The 21,212-nt window shown below is 51.9% G+C and carries 21 protein-coding genes; 3 read left to right on the forward strand and 18 right to left on the reverse strand.

From position 1 onward, the window contains the following. Positions 1-196: 196 nt before the first annotated feature. The 6 genes from JNC80_RS14365 to ffh form a co-directional block, all read right to left on the reverse strand. Entirely contained in the window at positions 197-844 is a 648-nt protein-coding gene (locus tag JNC80_RS14365; protein WP_075657243.1) for a TPM domain-containing protein, read from the reverse strand. A gap of 12 nt (positions 845-856) precedes the next feature. Continuing rightward, complete coding sequence (locus JNC80_RS14370; protein WP_376710711.1) at positions 857-1,651, reverse strand: TPM domain-containing protein; 795 nt, start codon at positions 1,649-1,651, stop codon at positions 857-859. Between the two features lie 144 nt (positions 1,652-1,795). After that, positions 1,796-2,425, reverse strand: coding sequence for a LemA family protein (locus tag JNC80_RS14375; RefSeq protein ID WP_376710677.1), 630 nt, complete (start codon positions 2,423-2,425; stop codon positions 1,796-1,798). Positions 2,426-2,745: 320 nt separating this feature from the next. Continuing rightward, on the reverse strand, positions 2,746-3,165 hold the full coding sequence (gene rpsP / locus JNC80_RS14380; protein WP_022710765.1) for a 30S ribosomal protein S16: 420 nt from the start codon (positions 3,163-3,165) through the stop codon (positions 2,746-2,748). 103 nt (positions 3,166-3,268) lie between these two features. Next, the gene (locus tag JNC80_RS14385) at positions 3,269-3,586 is read right to left on the reverse strand and encodes a chorismate mutase (RefSeq protein WP_028233597.1); all 318 of its coding nucleotides are present in this window, start codon (positions 3,584-3,586) and stop codon (positions 3,269-3,271) included. Then, positions 3,583-5,163 (reverse strand): signal recognition particle protein, encoded by a 1,581-nt coding sequence (ffh, locus tag JNC80_RS14390; RefSeq protein WP_376710678.1) that lies wholly within the window; start codon positions 5,161-5,163, stop codon positions 3,583-3,585. The genes JNC80_RS14385 and ffh overlap by 4 nt, the downstream gene beginning before the upstream one ends. A 521-nt stretch (positions 5,164-5,684) precedes the next feature. Between ffh and JNC80_RS14395 the strand changes: the two genes are divergently transcribed. After that, positions 5,685-6,524 (forward strand): lytic murein transglycosylase, encoded by an 840-nt coding sequence (locus JNC80_RS14395; protein WP_022709787.1) that lies wholly within the window; start codon positions 5,685-5,687, stop codon positions 6,522-6,524. A gap of 64 nt (positions 6,525-6,588) precedes the next feature. Here the strand turns inward: JNC80_RS14395 and JNC80_RS14400 are convergent, their stop codons facing one another. The 4 genes from JNC80_RS14400 to JNC80_RS14415 form a co-directional block, all read right to left on the reverse strand. Next, positions 6,589-7,275, reverse strand: coding sequence for a carbonic anhydrase (locus tag JNC80_RS14400; protein WP_075657241.1), 687 nt, complete (start codon positions 7,273-7,275; stop codon positions 6,589-6,591). Between the two features lie 265 nt (positions 7,276-7,540). Next, positions 7,541-8,428: a pyridoxal kinase PdxY gene (gene pdxY / locus JNC80_RS14405; protein ID WP_376710679.1), complete on the reverse strand. Its 888-nt coding sequence runs from the start codon at positions 8,426-8,428 to the stop codon at positions 7,541-7,543. A 108-nt stretch (positions 8,429-8,536) separates the two neighbouring features. Next, complete coding sequence (locus tag JNC80_RS14410) at positions 8,537-9,319, reverse strand: DUF6065 family protein (RefSeq protein ID WP_376710680.1); 783 nt, start codon at positions 9,317-9,319, stop codon at positions 8,537-8,539. A gap of 767 nt (positions 9,320-10,086) precedes the next feature. Next, positions 10,087-11,583: a CoA-acylating methylmalonate-semialdehyde dehydrogenase gene (locus tag JNC80_RS14415; protein WP_376710712.1), complete on the reverse strand. Its 1,497-nt coding sequence runs from the start codon at positions 11,581-11,583 to the stop codon at positions 10,087-10,089. Positions 11,584-11,694: 111 nt separating this feature from the next. Between JNC80_RS14415 and JNC80_RS14420 the strand changes: the two genes are divergently transcribed. Continuing rightward, entirely contained in the window at positions 11,695-12,576 is an 882-nt protein-coding gene (locus JNC80_RS14420; protein ID WP_376710681.1) for a LysR family transcriptional regulator, read from the forward strand. Between the two features lie 9 nt (positions 12,577-12,585). On the opposite strand, the gene JNC80_RS14425 is transcribed toward JNC80_RS14420, so the two are convergent. Continuing rightward, positions 12,586-13,245, reverse strand: coding sequence for a YoaK family protein (locus JNC80_RS14425; protein ID WP_376710682.1), 660 nt, complete (start codon positions 13,243-13,245; stop codon positions 12,586-12,588). 84 nt (positions 13,246-13,329) lie between these two features. Continuing rightward, a complete protein-coding gene (locus JNC80_RS14430; protein WP_022709794.1) occupies positions 13,330-13,584 on the reverse strand; it encodes a GlsB/YeaQ/YmgE family stress response membrane protein in 255 nt (84 codons plus the stop codon). A gap of 349 nt (positions 13,585-13,933) precedes the next feature. Between JNC80_RS14430 and JNC80_RS14435 the strand changes: the two genes are divergently transcribed. Then, positions 13,934-15,844, forward strand: a complete 1,911-nt coding sequence (locus JNC80_RS14435) for a PAS domain S-box protein (RefSeq protein WP_376710683.1) — start codon at positions 13,934-13,936, stop codon at positions 15,842-15,844. A gap of 65 nt (positions 15,845-15,909) precedes the next feature. Here the strand turns inward: JNC80_RS14435 and JNC80_RS14440 are convergent, their stop codons facing one another. The 6 genes from JNC80_RS14440 to JNC80_RS14465 all read right to left on the reverse strand — a co-directional run bounded on the left by JNC80_RS14440 (position 15,910) and on the right by JNC80_RS14465 (position 21,198). Then, positions 15,910-16,422, reverse strand: a complete 513-nt coding sequence (locus tag JNC80_RS14440) for an RNA pyrophosphohydrolase (RefSeq protein WP_376710684.1) — start codon at positions 16,420-16,422, stop codon at positions 15,910-15,912. A 76-nt stretch (positions 16,423-16,498) separates the two neighbouring features. Next, positions 16,499-17,836 (reverse strand): S41 family peptidase, encoded by a 1,338-nt coding sequence (locus JNC80_RS14445; protein ID WP_022712243.1) that lies wholly within the window; start codon positions 17,834-17,836, stop codon positions 16,499-16,501. Next, complete coding sequence (locus tag JNC80_RS14450; RefSeq protein ID WP_376710713.1) at positions 17,826-19,196, reverse strand: murein hydrolase activator EnvC family protein; 1,371 nt, start codon at positions 19,194-19,196, stop codon at positions 17,826-17,828. Before JNC80_RS14450 ends, JNC80_RS14445 begins: the two co-directional genes overlap by 11 nt. Before the next feature lie 200 nt (positions 19,197-19,396). Next, positions 19,397-19,879, reverse strand: coding sequence for a 23S rRNA (pseudouridine(1915)-N(3))-methyltransferase RlmH (gene rlmH / locus JNC80_RS14455; protein ID WP_151160304.1), 483 nt, complete (start codon positions 19,877-19,879; stop codon positions 19,397-19,399). A 95-nt stretch (positions 19,880-19,974) separates the two neighbouring features. Then, the gene (rsfS, locus tag JNC80_RS14460) at positions 19,975-20,400 is read right to left on the reverse strand and encodes a ribosome silencing factor (RefSeq protein ID WP_028233940.1); all 426 of its coding nucleotides are present in this window, start codon (positions 20,398-20,400) and stop codon (positions 19,975-19,977) included. Between the two features lie 138 nt (positions 20,401-20,538). Continuing rightward, positions 20,539-21,198 carry a nicotinate-nucleotide adenylyltransferase gene (locus JNC80_RS14465; protein ID WP_376710714.1) on the reverse strand — a complete coding sequence of 220 codons (660 nt, stop codon included), beginning with the start codon at positions 21,196-21,198 and terminating at the stop codon, positions 20,539-20,541. Positions 21,199-21,212 lie beyond the last annotated feature (14 nt).

Raw genomic sequence — 21,212 nt, forward strand, 5'->3', positions numbered from 1 at the left:
TAAAACTCCTCATTATACAGACCGCCTCTGCCTAAATTACCTTCGGCCTGCTCTTTCTCTCAAATAACAAGCAAATTGTGACAAAAGAACCGTTTTTTTCGATTTTTTCACCCGCAAACAAGCAAAAGTGAAATTAAATCGTTCTTAAAAATCATAAACCCGCTGCAAAAATAAAAATCAGCGGTGGATAAAATTCTTATAGTTCCACCAGATGGTCTTCCAGCTCGTTTTTGTCGCCGTCCTCTTTAGGAAAATGCTGCGCCAGCAGGTTGCCGGCTTTGGCAATCGACTCAACAAACCCTTCCGCAACACTTCCCTGTGCTGCATGGCGGCTGAGCGTGGCAACAATCGCATTCCATTCCTGCTGATCGACCCGCTCATTAATTCCCGCATCAGCCACCACTTCCGCATAGCGTTCAGCGAGGGAGACGAATAACAGGATACCCGTGCGTTTATTGGTCAGATGCACATTACGGGCGATAAATTGCTGTAAGGCATTCAGATGTGCCCGCCGGTAGCGCACCCGATGCGGCACCAGCACCATGCGCAATGCAGGTACAAAAGCCAAAAGCGCAACCAGACATATGAAGGCCGCCAGAATAGCCAGTGCGAATTTCGGCAGTGACAGATCAAACCAGTAATAATGCGCCACAAAGGCAGCAATCACTGCCGTTACGATCATACCACAACAAGCAATAAAACCCGCCACATAAAAATAATCATCGCTGCGCTGCGCCAGAACAGCATAAATTTCGCCGCCTGTTTGCGCTTCCGCATCGCGAATGGCAGAGGCAATACGCTGACGGTCTTCCTGAGAAATATGGTTACGCTGAGAATGTGTCATAGCCCTGCCCCTTTACCAGCTGCCCGATGCGCCGCCACCACCCGATGAACCACCGCCACCGGAAAAGCCGCCACCACCCGATGAACCACCGCCAAAGCCACCACCGAAACCACCTCCATAGCCGCCGCGCCCTGAAGAACCACCGCCGCCGCCCAATGCAATCGTCACACCCAGCCATTCATATCGGCCGGGGCCGATTTTTCTGCCGAAAACCGGAGCCAGCAAAGTAAAACCAAAACCGCCGAAAAAAATACTGATCCAGAAAATCAGAAAAATAACTTCAATCCAGTCCGTCTGGTCAGCAGCCTCTTTTTGATTGCGTTTTGCACGCGCCTGTAATTCCGCACCTTCTCCGCGCAGAACCTGCAAAATATCATCGACACCTTTGGTAATGCCTGTGCCATAGTCGCCATTGCGGAATTCAGGAATGATCGCATTCTGGATAATGATTGCCGAGAGAGCATCCGTTACCGTGCCCTCCAGACCATAGCCGACCTCAATACGCACTTTGCGTTCATTGGGCGCTACCAGCAGCAAAATACCGTTATTCTCGCTCTTCTGGCCAATACCCCATGCACGATAGAGCCGGTTAGCATAGGTCTCAATATCCGTACCATTGAGGCTTGGAACCGTTGCCACCACAATCTGATCGGATGACTCTTTTTCATAGGCGCTGAGTTTGGCAATCAGCTCCTGCTGCTGCGCAAAGGACAACACACCCGCCGCATCAACCACACGATCGGTTAAAGCAATGGCCGGTTTATCCGTGCTTTGCGCATAGGCCAGATTTGCGAATGCCAGCAGCAGCACCGCCAGAAACATTTTCAGTGCAAACCGGAAAGCAGCTTGTTCCGGAATGATACGCAGACCGGCGAGACGGGCAGAAATCATACCATTCTCCTAAATTGCCAGCAAAAGTTGAACGGGCAGGATTTCTCCTGCCCGCTATCATCAGTTGAACTGTACTTTAGGAGCGGCCTGAGAAGCCGGATCAATGGTGAAAGTCGGCATCGGCTCATTGTTCCAGAACCACAATGTCTTCCACAACATGGTCGGCATGGTCTTCAGGCCAGTATTATAAACGCGTACCGCTTCAATATAATCGCGACGTGCCACAGCAATACGGTTTTCCGTGCCTTCCAGCTGTGATTGCAGCGCGAGGAAGTTCTGATTGGCTTTCAGATCAGGATATTTCTCAACCACAACCATCAGACGGGACAGAGCACTGCTGAGATTGGCCTGATTATCCTGAAACTGTTTGAACAATTCCGGATTATTCAGCATTTCCGGAGAAATCTGTGTCTGCGTTGCCTTGGAACGGGCTTCAATCACCGCAGTCAGCGTTTCCTGCTCATGGGCAGCATAGCCTTTAACGGTTTCCACCAGATTAGGAATAAGATCGGTACGGCGCTGATACTGGTTCAGTACCTCACTCCATGCCGCCTTTGCCTTTTCCTCATTGGTCGGAATAGTGTTGAAACCGCATGCTGCCAGAAGTGGCATGAACATCAACACAACAAGCGTTAGCAGCGAGCGCATTTTCAGCGGAAATGTTGTTACAGCAGAAGTCTGACCGGTCATGGATATCTCCTCATCTTGCACAAGTTTCGCGCAGATCATTGATTATAAATAAACCGCAAAATCCCATTTGAAAATACACACTTAATAAATATGAAAAATACAAATAATGCGTAGCTTTTCAAACCGGTATTTCAAAACAAAAAAATACCGTGCCGCTTTACAGAGGCACGGTATTTTTAATCACGGATATTAACCCGCAAAAACTCTATTTTTATTTAGCGCATTATCCTACGCATCGAAGCGGGAAAAGAAATCAGTCCTGTGAACTGATTTCCCCGCGAAGGCGGTACCCACTTTTTCTGGAAATGCTTTGCTCAGAATTACTCTGCAGCTGGAGCTTCTTCAGCAGGCGCAGCAGCGGCAGCAGCTGCTGCTTCAGCGGCTTCTGCAGCCTTTGCAGCGGCTTCTTCTTCAGCCTGCTTAGCCATTGCCAGACGTTCCTGAGCTTTTTTGCCTGGTACGCCTTTGGTTGGGTTGTTGCCGGCTTCACGCTTAGCAATACCAGCCTGATCGAGGAAGCGCAGAACGCGGTCTGTTGGCTGTGCGCCGTGACCGATCCAATACTGAATGCGTTCTGCATTAACAACAACGCGCTCTTCTTTGTTAGCAAGGGTTGCATTCCATGAACCCAGCTTTTCGATGAAACGGCCGTCGCGTGGTGCGCGAACGTCTGCAACAACGATGTGGTAGTAAGGGCGCTTCTTGGAGCCAGCGCGTGCCAGACGGATTTTCAGGGACATAGTGTTTTCCTTAAAGTTTATGTCGTGTCACTTAAACAGTAACAATTTCTGAAATACGACCGTTAAAACGATCGCAATGGTTTTTTGCACCGCAAAACGAACATCACTGTCCGGTATGGTTTGCGGCGGTATGCTCATGATGCCGGATCACTTCCTTCACGATGAAGTTCAGGAATTTCTCAGCAAAATCAGGGTCGAGACTGGCGTCCTGCGCAAGGTTACGCAGACGTTCCACTTGTCGTTTTTCACGCGCCGGATCAGCAGCGGCCAGACCGCGCTCGGCTTTCAGGACACCGACAGCTTTTGTGCAGCGAAAACGCTCAGCAAGCATATGGATCAGCGCCGCATCAATATTATCGATAGATGCACGCAAAGCGAGCAGTTCGGCAGGAATTGTCTGTTGTTCGCTCATCGTGCTCACTTCTTCTTAGGCAGGCCAGGCAGACCGCCGCCAAGACCAGGAAGTTTCGGACCGCCAAGGCCCGGCAATCCCAACCCTTGGCCACCACCGAGACCCGGCATACCGCCGCTCTTACCAAAACCGGCTGCTTCAGCCTGTTTCTGCAGAGCTTCCAGCTGTTTCGGGTCCATTTTAGACAGATCCGGCATTCCGCCCCCGAGGCCCCCCATGCCGCCGAGACCACCAAGTCCCATTTTACCGGCAAGGCCGCCCATCATCTGTTTCATCATGCCGCCTTTGCCTTTGCCCATGACTTTCATCATATCGGCCATCTGGCGATGCATTTTCAGAAGCTTGTTAATGTCAGCAGCATTGCTGCCTGAACCTTTGGCAATACGCTGCTTGCGGCTATGCTTCAGCAAATCCGGATTGGCGCGTTCAGCCTTGGTCATAGAACCGATAATTGCGAGCTGGCGGTCAAACAGCTTGTCATCAAGACCGGCAGCTGCTGCCTTGTCTTTCATGCCTGCCATGCCCGGCATCATACCCATGATACCGCCCATACCGCCCAGCTTTTTCATCTGCTTGAGCTGCTCGGCCAGATCATTGAGATCGAACTTGCCGGCCTGCATTTTCTTGGCCATTGCAGCTGCTTTTTCAGCATCAATGGTTTCAGCCGCTTTTTCGACGAGCGAAACAATGTCACCCATGCCGAGAATACGGTCAGCGATACGCTTCGGATAAAACTCCTCCAGCGCATCCATTTTTTCGCCGGTAGCAATCGCTTTAATCGGCTTGCCGGTAACCGCACGCATCGAAAGCGCCGCACCGCCGCGACCGTCACCGTCCATACGGGTCAGAACGATACCGGTAATACCAACGCGCTCATCAAAGTTACGCGCCAGATTAACGGCGTCCTGACCGGTCAGACTGTCGGCAACCAGCAGAATTTCATGCGGATTGGCGGCTTTGCGGATATCCGCCATTTCCACCATCAGCGGTTCGTCAATATGCGTACGACCCGCAGTATCGAGGATCACCACATCATGACCGCCGAGCTTCGCAGCCTGTACGGCGCGCGCGGCAATCTCAACCGGTGACTGACCGGCAATAACCGGCAATGTATCAACACTGGTCTGAATACCGAGCTGGCGCAGCTGTTCCTGCGCAGCAGGACGGCGCGTATCCAGCGAGGCCATCAGAACTTTTTTCTTCTGGCGATCTGTCAGGCGCTTGGCAAGTTTACCGGTGGTGGTGGTTTTACCCGACCCCTGCAAACCGACCATCATGATCACAACCGGTGCCGGTGCATTCAGATCAATGGACACACCTTCGGTGCCAAGCATTTCCACCAGTTCGTCATGGACGATCTTAACGACCATCTGACCAGGCTTGATGCTTTTCAGAATTTCCGCACCAACCGCTTTTTCACGTACGCGGTCAGTAAATGAGCGAACCACTTCCAGCGACACATCCGCTTCAATCAGCGCACGGCGCACTTCTCGCAACGCGCCTGCAACATCGGACTCGGAGAGAGCCCCGCGTCCGGTCAGACCGTTCAGAATAGAGCCAAGACGCTCCTGAAGTGATTCAAACATCCAAATTTCCCAATCTCTGTTCAGACCGGTCATGTGCCGGATCTGAGTGCAGGTTCATCCCGAAATCATATATGACAGACGGTTTATAAACCGGAGCTGCATCCAAAGCAAAACAGCACCCGAGGGCGCTCTGCGCTGTCGGATGTTGACCTCCGGGATCTCTTTATACCATACGGGTCCCGGTCGGCTGCCTGAGAACATATACTCATAGCGGAATTATCGCGCGTTCTTTACATGATCTGCAGTTTATGAGTCAAGCTTTTGCTGCGTCCTTTACAGAGGAAGCAATCATCAGACGCGTGATTAAATATAAAATGCTTCCGCCCATTTTAAACTGTGACCTAAAAAACGCGGTCAGGCTCAAACGGGACTGTACAAAAACATTGCGCCTCATTCAGACCACATTCAACAGACATCGCCGTCATTCATATATATACAGGCCGGAATTATATTTTCTGTAAAACCCTGTTAACCATATAAATCTATAAAGCATCCGAGCAAAGTTCTAACGAGGCAGCTTCATGCAGTCAAAGACTATCAAATCTTCTCTCCGCCAGTTGGCAATTCGTGTAATCGGCGGATCAATCGCTGTGCTGGCCGTTTCCGGCGTTGCACAGGCAGCCCAGTGCGGCAATACCGGCGCAGGCTTTCCGGCATGGGTGCAGGGCTTCAAACAGGAAGCAGCAGCGCGCGGCATCAAAGGCAATGCATTGTCCGCTCTGGACAATGTAAAATACGCAACAGCAACCATTAATGCTGACCGCAACCAGAAAAGCTTCAAGCTGTCACTCGACGACTTCATGAAGAAGCGCGGTTCAACCACAATCATCAATCGTGGTAAAACCCTGAAAAAGCAGAATGCAGCCCTGTTCGCCAAGATTGAACAGCGCTACGGCGTTCCTGCCGGCCCGTTGCTGGCCATCTGGGGCATGGAAACCGGCTTTGGCAATTATCTTGGCAAACAGCACACACTTTCAGCTGTTGCAACACTGGCCTATGACTGCCGCCGCTCGGAATTCTTCACCAATGAACTTTATGCAGCTCTGCAGCTGATTCAGCGCGGCGATCTCAGCCCGAATGCTGTTGGGGCAATGCATGGTGAAATCGGTCAGACACAGTTCCTGCCATCCAGCGTCATTAAATTTGGTGCGGACGGCGACGGCAATGGCCATATCGACATGGTTGGCTCCCGCGCCGATGCGCTGGCTTCGACCGCCAACTTCCTGAAAGCTCACGGCTGGCGCGCCGGTGCAGGCTACCAGCAGGGTCAGCCAAACTATGTGGCAATTCAGGGCTGGAACGCTGCAACCGTTTACCAGCAGGCTATTGCCATTATGGGTCAGGCCATCGACGGTAAATAATCGTCACTTAAAGACAACAAAAAACCGGCTGAAAAGCCGGTTTTTTTATTATCTGAATTCAGGTTCAGGCAGCCGGTGTTTCATTACTTTCAGGCTGCACCGGCATTTCATCCGTATCCGGACGAATAAAATCGCCGGTCTGCGAATCCATCACCCACAATTCACCGGTCGAAATATCGAACCATGCACCATGCAGGGAGAGACGCCCCTTTTTCTCCAGAATATCAACACATGGAAAACTGCGCAGATTATTCAGGGAGAAGCGGATTGAAATACGCTCAAGCGCAGTCTGCCGCTCTGTCTGTGTCATCAGCGTGTTGGATGTGACATTCTCTGCAGCCGGTGCCAGCAGGCTCATCCATTTGCCGATAAAGTCACCCGGAGACAGCGGGCTGCTATCCGTATCTAGCGCCGCTTTAATGCCACCGCATCGCCCGTGACCAAGCACAACAATATGCTTGACCTTGAGGCTCTGCACAGCGAATTCCAGTGCTGCAGAAGCAGCATGATATTCACCATCCGGCTCATAGGGCGGGATGAGATTCGCGACATTGCGCAAAACAAAGATTTCACCCGGACGGGTATTGAAAATGATTTCCGGCGCTGCGCGGGAATCACAGCAGGCAATGACCATCGTTTCCGGTGTCTGCCCCTGATCTGCGAGTTCCTTATAGCGCATTCTTTCATCGGCAAAATCCGATGCCATGAAGTTGCGGTAACCGGCGAGGAGTGTGTCTGGAAGATCTACCATGATTTTTCGATAAACCCATATTTTGCCAAGATCAATCAAAGATTAATCAGAATTTCACACAGCACAGACATCGGGCAGAAATTGCCTTGCTCAATTTACCCTGCATTTTTCGGCTCAAACCGGCAAAAACAACCTGTTTTCATCCAAAATCAAACTATTTTCCGCTCTTTTTGATCGCATCAAACAATCTATCAAAAAAAATTTTATCTACAAAAAATTTCAATCTTTGATGCCCCACAATGCAAAAAGAGCGCCTCTAAGGCGCTCATCCCGCGACCTGGCCGTGATTTGGATGAACCAGACGGCGCAACTGCACCATAGCCATCGGCCGCTCCAGACTCGCTGCATCGGCCTCCAGCATCAGTTCATCCGCACCGCGTTTCGCTGCGCGGGCAAGAATTTCAAACACGGCAGCTGTGGTCAGCTGCAATGATTTTTCTTCATTCATGCCGCTCATCTTACGGGCAAGGAACAAAGCCGAGGTCAGATCGCCCATACCATTGCCGGGTCCGTGAACAATCCGGTGTTCGGCCATCAAAGCCTGCGTCCGCGTCACCAGAACATTACTGATACTATCGCGCATCAGCGCAAAGGCAGAAGTGACCAGCATGGTCTCCGGCCCTGCACGCAAAGCGGCTTCCATCAATTGCTGATTGTCAGCCGGTTCCGTTCCCGTCAGCCAGCCCAGCTCATAACGGTTCGGTGTGGCGATATCGGCCAGCGGCAGCAACAGATCACGAATGGCAATGGCTGTGCTTTCCGCCACATAAAGCCCCTTCATATCCCCGATCACAGGATCGCAAATATATTGCAGGTTCGGATTTTTAGCTTTCATGGCAGTTATGAGATGCGCGACGGCTTCAACCTGCGCAGCATTGCTCATAAAGCCGGTCAGTACAGCACTCACCTCACCCAGCCATGGCGCGCGTTCAAGATCACCGATCAAGGAAGAAAACTGCGCGGCATCAGGAATAATCCGACCCGCAGGCCCGTGCCCCGGATGCCATGGCAGAATAACGGTCGGCACAGCCCAAACCGGATAGCCAAGCCGCTCCAGTGCAAAGACAGCTGCTCTGTTGCCGATAGAGCCACGCACCACATGGCTGGAAATAACGATTACGGCATTGGTGCTTGTCGGCGCAGAAACGGTCATGGAAGATATCCGGCATGAATATAAATATGTCGCTATAGAACCCCCGCCGGATTCTATAGTAAAGTCAATTTTATAAGAAACAGGGCTGCAAAGACGATAATCTGTCTCTCAGGCGTCAGCCACACTTTCTGCAGGCATCTCAACAGGTGACTGATCTGCGATTTCCGGCATATGTAAACGTCGTTTATTCACATGCCCTTCCGCCTGCCCCTCACCTTCAGAATCCGGCTTTTCGCCTTTGAAATAAAATTTTTGCCATGCCTGTTTAACAGTCTGCGCATCACCATTCATAAGGTTCTGATTAAATTCGCGGCGTACCTTTGACCATGCTTCATATTCCTGCTGCAAAACCGGTGCGTCCTCGATCCTGCGGATCACCGGCTTGACCGCATCCATTTTATGATGCTCCGTCAGTTGGATAAAACAGAACGGCTCCCCCTTTTTAAAACGCACAATGCCCGGACGGGTCATGATCCAGTTCATGGTAAAGGGAAAAGGCAGCCAGTCTGTCTCGACAAGACCGGTCAGAGGCTGAATACCATCCTTAACATGGTTGGGCGCACCACCTGCCAGCAATGCGCATTGCGGCGGTGTTCGGAACAGATAGCCGGTATGGAAAGTCACAACGCCGTGGCTGAAATGCGATTCCACAAAATGTGAAAATTCACGATCGCGGCAAGATATAGTGACATCCGTCTTATCCTTACCGCCATTCCAGCAAATCCGGATATCTGTCGGGCACAGAATTTCCCAACCTGTCGTATTGGCCATAGTCAATGGCAGACAGCGATAGGGAAACCGGATGTGAAAACCATCCATCCAGTCACGCTCGGCACGACCGGAAATAATCTGTGGCGCATTCTCCATAACGCGAAAACATTCCAGATACATGATGCACAACTCCGCATGTCAGGAAACACCCGTTGGCGACAGGAAGAAGTCCGGTCACCGCAGGTTGTTTATCAATGGCACGGAGCAACGGGTTTTGTTCACTGGCGGTTTTGTCAGGAAAGTCCACCAATTGTGACCTTGCATGCATAATAAAAACTCCGTTTTTGCAAACGGGGTTTCAGGATGAGATGCTGCCAATATTTTGGTTATGGCGTGGCGAATGTGATGCTTTGCGAAAACCGGAGCGGAGCGTACTAAAATATGTGAGCCCTCATTAGCCTGATTAGGGTTAATGAAAAACTCAAAATGCAAGTGGAGCAAAGTGCCATTTGCAGCCCGCCAGAGCCGAAATATCAACTCATTGTCGGAATGACAAACTCTGCACCATCCTTAACACCCCGCCGCATGCCCGCAGCCACGAAGTGGTGAGGACATGCAAACAGATAAAAGTCGGGTGTTAGCTCATTGTCGGAATGACGAACTCTGAACCATCCTTAACACCCGCCGCATGCCCGCAGCCACGAAGCGGTGAGGACATGCAAACAGATAAAAGTCGGGTGTTAGCTCATGGTCGGAATGACGAACTCTGCACCATCCTTAGCACCCTGCCGCATGCCCGCAGCCACGAAGTGGTGAGGACATGCAAACAGATAAAAGTCGGGTGTTAGCTCATGGTCGGAATGACAAACTCAGCTCCATCCTTAACACCCCGCCGCATGCCGCAGCCACGAAGTGGTGAGGACATGCAAACAGATAAAAGTCGGGTGTTAGCTCATTGTCGGAATGACGAACTCTGCACCATCCTTAACACCCGACGGCCAGCGTGAGGTCACGGTTTTGGTCTTGGTGTAGAAGCGGAAAGCATCAGGGCCGTGCTGGTTAAGATCACCGAAACCGGAGCCTTTCCAGCCGCCGAATGTGTAATAGGCAATCGGTACAGGGATCGGCACATTCACACCAACCATGCCAACCTGAACACGGGAGGCAAAGTCGCGGGCGGCATCACCATCACGGGTGAAGATCGCGACACCATTGCCATATTCATGGTCATTCGGCAGGGAAAGTGCTTCTTCATAAGTCTTGGCACGGACAACGCTGAGCACAGGGCCGAAAATCTCTTCCTTGTAAATGCGCATATCTCTGGTCACATGATCGAACAGGCAGCCGCCAAGATAGAAACCGTTTTCATAGCCCTGCATTTTGAAATTGCGGCCGTCAACAACCAGCTTGGCACCCTCTTCCACACCAAGATCAACATAACCGCGTACACGATCCAGAGCCTGTTTTGTCACTAACGGGCCGTAATCCGCAGATACATCCGTTGACGGGCCAACCTTCAGCGCTTCGACACGCGGAATGAGCTTATCCATCAGACGCTCGGCGGTGTCATGACCGACCGGAATAGCAACTGAGATCGCCATACAACGCTCACCGGCAGAACCATAACCGGCACCGATCAGCGCATCAACCGTCTGATCCATATCCGCATCCGGCATAATGATCATGTGGTTTTTGGCACCACCGAAACACTGAACGCGCTTACCATTAGCGCAGCCGCGTGCGTAAATATATTGCGCAATCGGGGTGGAGCCGACAAAGCCGATTGCCTTGACATCCGGATCATCCAGCAGCGCATCAACCGCATCTTTATCGCCATTGACCACGTTGAAAATACCGGCTGGCAGACCGGCTTCCATAAACAATTCCGCAAAACGCATCGGCACGCCCGGATCACGCTCGGAAGGTTTGAGAATAAAGGCATTGCCGCAAGCAATCGCTGGGCCAGCCTTCCACAGCGGGATCATCGCCGGAAAGTTGAATGGCGTGATACCGGCCACAACACCGAGCGGCTGGCGCATGGAATAGACATCAATGCCGGTACCGGCAGCATCTGTAAATTCACCTTTCAGCAGATGCGGCGCACCAAGGCAGAATTCGATCACTTCCAGACCGCGCTGAATATCACCCTTGGCATCAGGAATGGTTTTACCGTGTTCACGCGCCAGCAATTCCGCGAGGCTGTCATATTCGGCTTCAACCAGTTCCAGAAATTTGCGCAAAACACGCGCACGGCGCTGCGGGTTGGTTGCAGCCCAGCCAGGCTGCGCCGCCTTGGCATTTTCGACCGCTGCACGCACTTCGTCTTTGGTCGCCAGAGCAACCTGCCCCAGCACCGCACCATCCATAGGCTGATAAAATTCAGTCGTCCGGCCGCTTGCGCCTGCCACATGCTTGCCGCCGATAAAATGCCCGACCTGTCTCATCACAACTCTCTCCCGAATTTAAAACTCTGCTCCATCATCGCCCTGCAAAAAATAGTTTTCAAGTAGGTGAAAAGCGTATCCGTTGTGCAAAAATATATATAAGCTTAAGTCATGAACTGGGATGATATTCGCATATTTCTGGCTGTTGCCCGCTCCGGACAAATTCTCGGCGCGGCCAAGAAGCTCGGCCTTAATCACACAACAGTCTCACGCAGGCTCACAGCGCTTGAAGGCAGCCTGAAAACCACATTAATCAACAGGCGCACCAATGGCTCGGAACTCACGCAGGCCGGTGAAGAATTTCTGCTCTCCGCAGAAAAAATGGAAGCAGAAATGCTCAGCGCCCATGCCCATCTGGCCAATGCGGATATTACTGTGGCCGGTACAATCAGGATCGGCGCACCGGACGGCTTCGGCGTGAATTTTCTCAGCCCCAGACTGGCGCGTTTCTCAGCACTCTATCCCGATCTGACCATTCAGCTCGTGCCCGTTCCCCGCTCTTTCTCACTCTCACGCCGTGAAGTTGATATTGCCATCAGTGTCGAGCGACCGGAGACCGGCAGACTGATTGCCCGTAAACTCACCGGCTACAATCTCGGCCTTTATGCGCACAAAGACTACCTTGAACGTTACGGCACACCGCACACTGTTGAGGATTTAAATCATCACCGGCTGATCGGCTATGTGGAGGATCTGGTTGCCACGCCGACACTGGATTATGCACGGGAAATCAGCCGCGACTGGCAGCCTGCCTTTGAGGTTTCGAGTGCTTTGGGACAGGTTGAAGCTGTCAAAGCCGCAGCCGGCATCGGTATTTTACACGGTTTCATTGCCCGCGAATATTCCGATCTGACCGAAATATTGCCCCATAAACGTATCAAGCGCTCCTACTGGCTGTCCTATCATGAAACAGCCCGCACCTTGCGCCGCATCCATATTGTTGCCGATTACATTTCCGGTCTGGTGGAGCAGGAGCGCCATTTATTTATTTAGGCGCGATGCTCACTTCTCTTTGAGCCGGTAAAAGACCAGCATCAGGGTCAGAACTGCGACGGGCAGTAAAAGCGACCAGATACCTGTGCCGGTATATAAAACGGCCCCGCAGGCTGCACCAAAGACCAGTGAAAGCCACACATAAATATGCTGCAGCCAGCGGTACCGCGGAGCCTGTCCGCGTAAACTATGCGCCAGATCATTCGCGGCGTTAAAAATCGTTCCGGTCACAAAAGTTGTGCCAAGCCGTGCTGCCCCATGCGGTTTAAACACAGCATTTTGCGCCCCCATTGCCGCCGCCAGCAAAATGACCGGCATTGATGCCAATCCTTGGATCTGACCAAGCAGCATGGTGCTTAAAAGAAACGTGATAACCAGCAGCATAACCCGTGCTGAATACCAGTGTTGCTCACGGGCACTGATAAAAGACGCAAGAAACGCCCCGCTGAAAAACAGCCCGATCAGCAGCAGCGGCATAAACAGGCTTTGTCCGCGCAGCAATTGCAGCGCGCGACCATCGGGCCCGCTCATTGCCAGCCCGAGCTGCGTTGTATTCCCGCTCATGAAAGAAGCAAAATAACCGCCCAGCTCAATGAAAGCGAGCGCATCAACAAAACCGGCAACGGCAGTGAGAACCAAACCGGTCAGCAAACGGGCGGGAGGCGTCATCACAACTCACTAAAACAAGCGTCAGGACAAATGAAAGCCCGCCGGACTCTGTTCCGGCAGGCTGTAACAATGAATTTTAAAAGATCACGCTCGTTTTACAAGTCTCAGTATAACCAGCAAGATAACAGCACCGATAAATGCATTCACAATCGCGGCAATGACACCGCCGCCAATCGCGAAACCAAGACGCGGCAACAACCAGCCAGCCAGAAACGCGCCGATCACACCAACGACGAGATTTCCGAGCAAACCGAAACCACCACCGCGCACGACCTGACCCGCGAGCCAGCCGGCGACGAGACCTACGATAAGAAAGACCAGTAAACTTTCTGCACCCATTATTATCTCCGATATTAATTGCTGCCTATTTCAGAATTTACTGCATTCCGCTCATTATTCCGACAACAATGACCGGTCGCATCATCAGGATAACGCATTAAAGACCACATGGCTGCATAATAAAATCAATAAATATAACAGGATCAGAGCAGTGCCGGTAAAATCAGGAGCCGGTTTTTCATAAACACAAGGCACAAACATAAACAGACAATACAAAGCCCGGCTTTGCAAATTAACACTATTTTAAGAAACGCCTTATTTTCATCCTCAAAATCAGAGATACTGCCCTCCAAATATTCCGCTTGTTAAAATCGTGTAAATTTATACATTTGCTAAAGTACAAGCTCGCATGGGGGATACGCAGGTGGAAGCCAGATGGGATACCTCAGTCAGTAATCTTTTCGGATTGTCCGAAGCATCTTCATTATTTCAGGCTGTTTTACCGCGCTTTACAATCATGAACGGACAAAATGATCCTGTTCTTGATAATCTGGTAGCGCTGACTGCCAGACTTTGCGACGCACCGGTCGCGGCTATCAATCTCATTTCCCAAGAGCAGCAGATTTTTAAAGCCGTTTACGGCCTGACGCTGAACGCCCCTCCTCCCGGACATAATTTTTGCCGCCAGACATTGCTCGCCGATGATATTTTTATCGTCAGCGATGCAAGCACAACGCCGCTCTTTGCCGGCGAACCGTTTGTAACCGGAACCTCGCCTTACCGTTTTTATGCCGGAATAAAACTGACCGGCCATGACGGCACCATTTTCGGCACAATGCTGATACTCGATAAAAAGCCGCGCCATTTATCTGCCGAGCAACTCAAGGATTTTCGCAGGCTGGCACAGATTGCCGGTTCGCATATGGAGATGCAAGCGCGCCATCACCGGCAGCAACACAAAGAGCAGCTGAACCAGCTTATTATCGATAATGCTCTGGACTATGCGATTATCACCACAACACTGAGCGGTCAGGTCACCAGCTGGAATGCAGGCGCGCGCAGATTATTCGGCTGGACAGAAGAGGAAGTGCTGAAATCTTCCGTCGATATCCTGTTCACACCGGAAGAGCGTGAGAAAAATGTACCGGAAATGCGCCGTGTCAGCGCCTTGCATCACAGGCAGGATGCAGTGGAGCGCTGGCATATGCGCAAGGATGGCAGCCGGTTCTGGGCAAGCGGCCAGCTTTTGCCGCTCTACGATCAGGACGGGCATATGCAGGGTTTTCTCAAAATCCTTATGGACCGCACATTCGTTCGCGAGCAGCAGGAACGCCTGCGCGAACAGGAAGAAATGCTTCGTCTTTCTCAGGAGGCCGGCGGGATCGGGGCATTCGATATAAATCTGATCAGCCGCACCATCACTGTCACCAACCAGATCCGGCAGATTTACGGCATTGCACCGGACACCAATATTACGATTGAGCTTTTTGAAAAGCTGATGTCACCTCGCAACAGTGGCGAACACAAAACTGATACGGCAAAATCCGGTTCTCTGGCTTTGCCCCGTTCCGGCTATAGCGAATATCTTATTCACCGGCTGGATAATAATGAACAACGCTGGGCTGCACTTTCAACGGAACTCATCAGCGACGATCAGGGTGCTGTGATGCGCATGCGTGGTATCGTACAGGATATTACAAACCGCAAAAATGCAGAAGAACAACAGGCTATGCTGACCGCAGAACTGGCCCATCGCAGTAAGAACATTCTTGCGGTTATTCAGGGCATTGCCAATCAGACATTGCGCAGTACGACCAGCGCGGAAGATGCAAGAGCCGCCTTCGAAGCCCGTATTATGGCGCTGAGCAAGGCACAGGACGTGCTGACCCAAGGGGCAAAATCTGTCAGTGCCGAACTTGCAGATATTGTCACCAACAGCCTGTCCGTTCATGCCGGAGCCGGTGAAAAACGGATCAGCATCAGCGGCATTCCCGTGACGCTTGGTTCACGGCAGGCTTTATCCATGGTCATGGCTCTGCATGAGCTTGGCACCAATGCCGTCAAATATGGTGCGCTCTCAACACCTGACGGACATATCGAAATCAGCTGGCGTGTGGAAAACGGCCGTTTCCGGTTCTACTGGATAGAAAAGAACGGCCCGCGAGTGGAGAAGCCTGCGCGGCGCGGCTTCGGTTCCCGCCTGATTGAGCGTACCCTTGCAGCCAGTCTCGGCGGCTCTGCCGAGCTGCATTATTTATCGCAGGGGCTGGAGTTCAGGCTCGATGCTCCGGCCAATAATATGCGCTACGATCCGGCATAAAAAACACCGCTCTTTCGGACAAGATAGGCGTCCGAAAGAGCGGCGCTTTTGTAAGAGATAAAATCTCAGACCAGATGTCTGAAAGCCTGAATGACTTCGTCATAAACAGGGCGCTTGAACGGAACGATCAGTTCCGGCAGCTCCATCATCGGTTTCCATGCCCACATATCAAATTCAGCATCATGTCCGCCCGGTGGCGGGTTGATTGCAATCTCGCTTTCATCGCCCTCAAAACGATAGGCAAACCAGCGCTGTGTCTGACCGCGATATTTGCCATTTAAGGCAATACCGATCAGATGTTCCGGCAGGTCATAATTGATCCAGTTCGGCGCTTCTGCCAAAAGGCTGACGCTGCGCATTCCTGTTTCTTCATAGAGCTCGCGCAGCGATGCCGTTGCCGGATCTTCACCGGCATCAATACCACCCTGCGGCATCTGCCAAAGCTGTGTTGCACCTTCCATCTCACCATTCGGCTCAATGATGCGGCGTCCTGCCCAGACTTTGCCTTCACTGTTCAAAACCATAATGCCTACACAAGGGCGATAAGGCAGCGATGCGGGGTCACGCTTTTCAGTCATGTTTTTCATTCCGTTTATTTATCACCAGAGACAAAAAACGCGGGGACTGCCCCGCGTTTTTCTGAAGTGTACAAGCTTATTGTTTATCAGGCTTTGGCAGATCTTTCTTAGGATCCGGCGGGAATGCCGCATTGGCCATTTCACCGCGCAGCAGCTTCAGAGCTTCGCCAAGCTGAATGTCGTCCTTGGGCTCCAGCGGCACATAGGCCGAAGAACCTGAACCACTGTCATCTTCCTCAGCGCCCTTGATATGGCCTTTCAGTCCGGCCTCACCTTTGGTTGTGACATCACGGCCTTTCAGCTCATCCGGCAGCGGCTGTTCCACCTTGATATCCGGTGTAATGCCCTTGCCCTGAATCGACTTGCCTGATGGGGTGTAATAGAGCGCTGTCGTCAGACGCAGCGAGCCGTTTTCACCAAGCGGAATAATGGTCTGCACAGAGCCCTTACCGAAGGACTGTGTCCCCAGAACCGTTGCACGGCGGTGATCCTGCAAGGCACCGGCCACAATTTCAGACGCACTGGCCGAACCGCCATTGATCAGAACGATAACAGGTTTGCCTTTAGTCAGATCGCCTGCGCGGGCATCAAAACGGGTAACATCCTGCGGGTCACGGCCACGGGTTGAAACAACCTCGCCCTTGTCAAGGAACGCATCCGATACAGACACAGCCTGATCGAGCAGACCACCCGGATTGAGACGCAGATCGAGCACATAGCCTTTGAGCTTGTTCTCAGGAATCTGTGACTGAATATCCTTGATCGCTTTTGTCAGATCGTCAGAGGTTTTCTCGGTGAAGGAAATCACACGCAGATAACCGACATCATTCTCAACGCGGTAGCGGACAGCTTTGACCTTGATGATCGCACGTTTGATCGACAGTTTGATCGGCTTGTCTGCACCCTGACGGATCAGGGTCAGTTCAATCGCCTCATCAACCGGCCCGCGCATCTTGTCGACAGCATCATTCAGCGACAAGCCGCGCACTTCCGCGCCATTGATCTGCGTGATCAGGTCACCGGCGAGAACGCCGGCTTTCGATGCCGGTGTATCATCAATCGGTGCAATGACCTTAACCAGATCATTTTCCATCGTCACTTCGATACCAAGACCGCCGAACTCACCCTTTGTCTGCACGCGCATATCCTGCGCTGCTTCAGGGTTGAGATAAGAGGAATGCGGATCAAGCGAGGTCAGCATACCGTTGATGGCGGTTTCTATCAGCTTCTTATCTTCCGGCGGCGTCACATATTGCTGGCGCACACGTTCAAAAATATCGCCGAAAATTGCGAGTTCTTTATAGGTATCATTACTGGCAGCATTTGCACTTGAAGCCGGAGCCCCCTGCACAGCAACCATCGCCGAAGCCCCCATCAAGGCACCTGCGAAAAGAAGCGACAGTTTACGTATCATCTTGTGTCCTTCCGGAATGCCTGTCGGTCCACCACGGGGTCGGATCGACGGATTTCCCATCTTTTCGAAATTCTATGTAAAGCATCGGTGAAGAATTACCACTCCCCAGTGAAGCAACACTGGTTAAAAGCTTATCTCCCATGGTTCCGACCGGCTCACCCGCCAGCACAAACCGGCCCTGCGCAACATTGATTCTGCTTAATCCTGCCATCACGATATGATATCCGCTGCCAACATCAAGGATTAAGAGTTGTCCGTAGGAACGAAAGGGCCCCGCATAAAGTACAACGCCATCAGAAGGTGACGTAATCGTGGCGTTTTGCGGCGTTTGCAGCATTTCTCCTGCACGCGGGCGGCCAAAATCATCTTTCTGACCGAATTTTTGTACAATCTTGCCGCTGGCCGGTAGCACAAGTTGCCCGCGCAGAGATGCAAAATTCGCACGGGACACCAGCGAATTCTCGCCGGACTGTGCTGCGCGCTCCTGCCCGTCGGCCAGTCGCTGCTGCTCGGCATCGCGTGCGGCATCCGCCGCCGTGCGGACTTTATCCATCCGCTCCTGCAACGAGGCAATCAGATCTTTCAGGCTGGTTGCTTTTTTCGCCAGTTCTGCGGCATGGGCACGTTCAGTCTGCAATTCTTCTTCAGACTGGCTGTAAAGCTTTTGCTTTTCTTCCAGCAGCAGTTCCTGTTTCTGGCGCTCTTCAAGTTGCGCAGTGCGGCTGGCAATCAGCCGCTCCTGCTCATCTTTGATCGAAGCCTGCAAGCGCTGCATCTCTTTCAGATCAGCCATCAGTTCCAGCGTCTGCGCCCGCATTTCCGGTACCACCGCACCAAGCAGTACAGCAGAACGCACAGAAGACAGCGCATCATCAGGGCGCACGAGAATGGCAGGCGGCGGGTTCAGTCCCATACGCTGCAAAGCTGCCAGTACTTCCGCCAGCACTTTACGGCGGGAACGCAATGACAGCCGGATACCGTCTTCCTGCTCGCTGAGCGCAGTCAGTTTCTGCCCCGCGGCCTCAATATCTTCCGAGAGTTTCTTGTCTGTCTTGGCAGACTGGATCAATGCGGCAGTAATTGTTGCCTGATCTTTTTTCAGTTCTGAAACGCTTGTTTCCAGCTGCTGCAGTTTTTCTTTGGAAAGCGCAATCTCGCTGTTGATAGCATCCAGACTGCCCGAGACTTTTTGATGCTGTTCTTCCAGCGGCACCGGCGGAGGAGCGGATGGTGCTGCCTCCTGCGCAAGAGCCGGAACCGGCAACAGCAGCAACAAACCGGCAGAAAACACGCATCTGGCCTGTCCGGCACAAATGCGGCTCATCTTAAAAAGCCGGAAGAAAATGCTGCTATTATTCATCAAAATTCGAATACTGATCCGTTGCGATCACTCAGTTATAGCGGTGAATCTATAACAAAGATTTTCCGTGTCAAAATCCGTCTGTAAATGCTCTATTTATTTGTGATTACGCGTATCTTATCTGATCGGGGGATAAAAAATCAGTCCGGTGAACTGATTTCCCCGCGTAGGCGCTTCGCACTTTTCGGGATACGTTCAAATTACACCCGATGATACGGATGTCCGGAAAGAATAGTTACCGCACGGTATAATTGCTCGGCAATCAGAATACGCGCCAGCTGGTGCGGCCATGTCATTTTGCCCATTGCCAGCACCAGATCTGCCCGCGCTCGTAATTGCGGATCATGACCGTCCGGCCCGCCGATCGCTAAAATCAGCTGCCTCTTGCCACCGTCACGGATTTTTCCCATTTGCTCGGCAAAGGCTTCAGAACCAAGTTCTTTACCGCGCTCATCCAGCAGGATCAGCGCTGCGCCATTATCCAGTGCTTCATAAACACGTGCAGCTTCATCGGCCTTACGCTGATCCGCATTGCCGCCCCTGCTTTCGGTAATCTCACTGACGCCGGTAAACTCAAATCCCAGGGCCGTTCCGGACTTGGCAAAACGGTCAAAATAACGCTCGGCCAGTTCCCGTTCGGGACCGGCTTTCATTTTTCCAACCGCAAAAACTGTAACACGCATAATCAAAAAACCTCTGCCTGCCATAACATGTCAGGCAGTTTAAGCAGCATGCCGTCACAATCCGGCATGCCTGATCTTACAAATCATCGTGCAAATTAATGCACTGACTTTTTACGCGGATTAAATTCATCCGCTTCCGGTGTGAGCCAGATTTTTTCGATATTATAGAACTCACGGACTTCCGGATGGAAAATGTGGATGATGATATCACCCGTATCGACCAGAACCCAGTCTGCTGCTTCAAGACCTTCGATCTGAACATCACGCACACCGATTTCTTTCAGCGCACGCAGCATATGATCGGCCACAGCACCGACATGGCGCTGGGAGCGACCGGAAGCGATCACCATATAATCGCCCAAAGCGGATTTACCGCGCAGATCAATGGAAATGATATCTTCTGCCTTGGAGTCATCAAGGCTTGCAAGCAGAACCTCTAAAGCATGAGACACAGTGGCTTCGCCGCTGACCTCAGCTGGTGAAGGCGTGGTAACACCCTTCTTTTCAATTGCTGTTCTCAATGAGTACCTTTCCGTAAAGAACAACGCCACACGGCAACTACTCCCCGTGTAACTATAAAAGTGGCAGAGTCCTGTGTCTGTTTCAAGACACGGGCTCATGGAAATTTGACAGGAAAAATAACCTGCTGATTTTGCGTCTTATTCTCTCATCTCTTGCCGGCGCAATTGCGTGGATGAAAGATCAGACTGCGGCCCGTGGATAAAAACCCATGCCGGAGCCGGCTGTGTTGCAAGTTTTGCAGCATCTGTTTCAGGCAGGCGTGCCGCCTCAAACTGCTGCGCCATCACGGAATCTTCCGCCGCCATATTCGAACCCGGCCGGTTGATGACAGCAATCGGATAGGTACGGGCAATCTCATCCCATTCCTGCCAGTGATGGAAATTCATCAGATTATCCGCGCCCATAATCCAGACCAGATGCTTGTCCGGATTGTGTTTGCGCACCAGCGCCAGCGTATCTGCCGTATAACGCACCTGATAACTGGCTTCAAATGCCGTAACATGAATTCTCTTATCAGTGATAAGCTCTTCACTCAGCGCGATCCGTTTGGACAGCGGTGCCAGTTCGTTCACATCTTTCAGCGGATTGCCGGGTGTCACCACCCACCAGACCTGATCCAGCCCCAGCCGTTCCAGTGCCAATTCTGCCACCAGAACATGGCCTGCATGAGGCGGGTTGAAAGAACCACCGAACAGGCCAATTTTAGCGCCAGCCGGTGCAACGGGCATGTGCAGATAGTCTTCAGCAACATCCTGAAACGCTTGCGGCACTGCGGTCTTGCCTGATTGATCTTTCACTGGTTTGGACATGA

This window comes from Pseudochrobactrum lubricantis (genome assembly GCF_041929865.1).
Classification (GTDB): domain Bacteria; phylum Pseudomonadota; class Alphaproteobacteria; order Rhizobiales; family Rhizobiaceae; genus Pseudochrobactrum; species Pseudochrobactrum saccharolyticum.

What these genes read in the sequence shown, in the direction of transcription:
- JNC80_RS14365 (WP_075657243.1), bottom strand. Translation starts at nt 844, where the DNA reads ATGACACATTCTCAGCGTAACCATATTTCTCAGGAAGACCGTCAGCGT.
- JNC80_RS14375 (WP_376710677.1), bottom strand. Translation starts at nt 2,425, where the DNA reads ATGACCGGTCAGACTTCTGCTGTAACAACATTTCCGCTGAAAATGCGC.
- rpsP (WP_022710765.1), bottom strand. Translation starts at nt 3,165, where the DNA reads ATGTCCCTGAAAATCCGTCTGGCACGCGCTGGCTCCAAGAAGCGCCCT.
- ffh (WP_376710678.1), bottom strand. Translation starts at nt 5,163, where the DNA reads ATGTTTGAATCACTTCAGGAGCGTCTTGGCTCTATTCTGAACGGTCTG.
- JNC80_RS14395 (WP_022709787.1), top strand. Translation starts at nt 5,685, where the DNA reads ATGCAGTCAAAGACTATCAAATCTTCTCTCCGCCAGTTGGCAATTCGT.
- JNC80_RS14400 (WP_075657241.1), bottom strand. Translation starts at nt 7,275, where the DNA reads ATGGTAGATCTTCCAGACACACTCCTCGCCGGTTACCGCAACTTCATG.
- pdxY (WP_376710679.1), bottom strand. Translation starts at nt 8,428, where the DNA reads ATGACCGTTTCTGCGCCGACAAGCACCAATGCCGTAATCGTTATTTCC.
- JNC80_RS14410 (WP_376710680.1), bottom strand. Translation starts at nt 9,319, where the DNA reads ATGTATCTGGAATGTTTTCGCGTTATGGAGAATGCGCCACAGATTATT.
- JNC80_RS14415 (WP_376710712.1), bottom strand. Translation starts at nt 11,583, where the DNA reads ATGAGACAGGTCGGGCATTTTATCGGCGGCAAGCATGTGGCAGGCGCA.
- JNC80_RS14420 (WP_376710681.1), top strand. Translation starts at nt 11,695, where the DNA reads ATGAACTGGGATGATATTCGCATATTTCTGGCTGTTGCCCGCTCCGGA.
- JNC80_RS14425 (WP_376710682.1), bottom strand. Translation starts at nt 13,245, where the DNA reads ATGACGCCTCCCGCCCGTTTGCTGACCGGTTTGGTTCTCACTGCCGTT.
- JNC80_RS14430 (WP_022709794.1), bottom strand. Translation starts at nt 13,584, where the DNA reads ATGGGTGCAGAAAGTTTACTGGTCTTTCTTATCGTAGGTCTCGTCGCC.
- JNC80_RS14435 (WP_376710683.1), top strand. Translation starts at nt 13,934, where the DNA reads ATGGGGGATACGCAGGTGGAAGCCAGATGGGATACCTCAGTCAGTAAT.
- JNC80_RS14440 (WP_376710684.1), bottom strand. Translation starts at nt 16,422, where the DNA reads ATGACTGAAAAGCGTGACCCCGCATCGCTGCCTTATCGCCCTTGTGTA.
- JNC80_RS14445 (WP_022712243.1), bottom strand. Translation starts at nt 17,836, where the DNA reads ATGATACGTAAACTGTCGCTTCTTTTCGCAGGTGCCTTGATGGGGGCT.
- JNC80_RS14450 (WP_376710713.1), bottom strand. Translation starts at nt 19,196, where the DNA reads ATGAATAATAGCAGCATTTTCTTCCGGCTTTTTAAGATGAGCCGCATT.
- rlmH (WP_151160304.1), bottom strand. Translation starts at nt 19,879, where the DNA reads ATGCGTGTTACAGTTTTTGCGGTTGGAAAAATGAAAGCCGGTCCCGAA.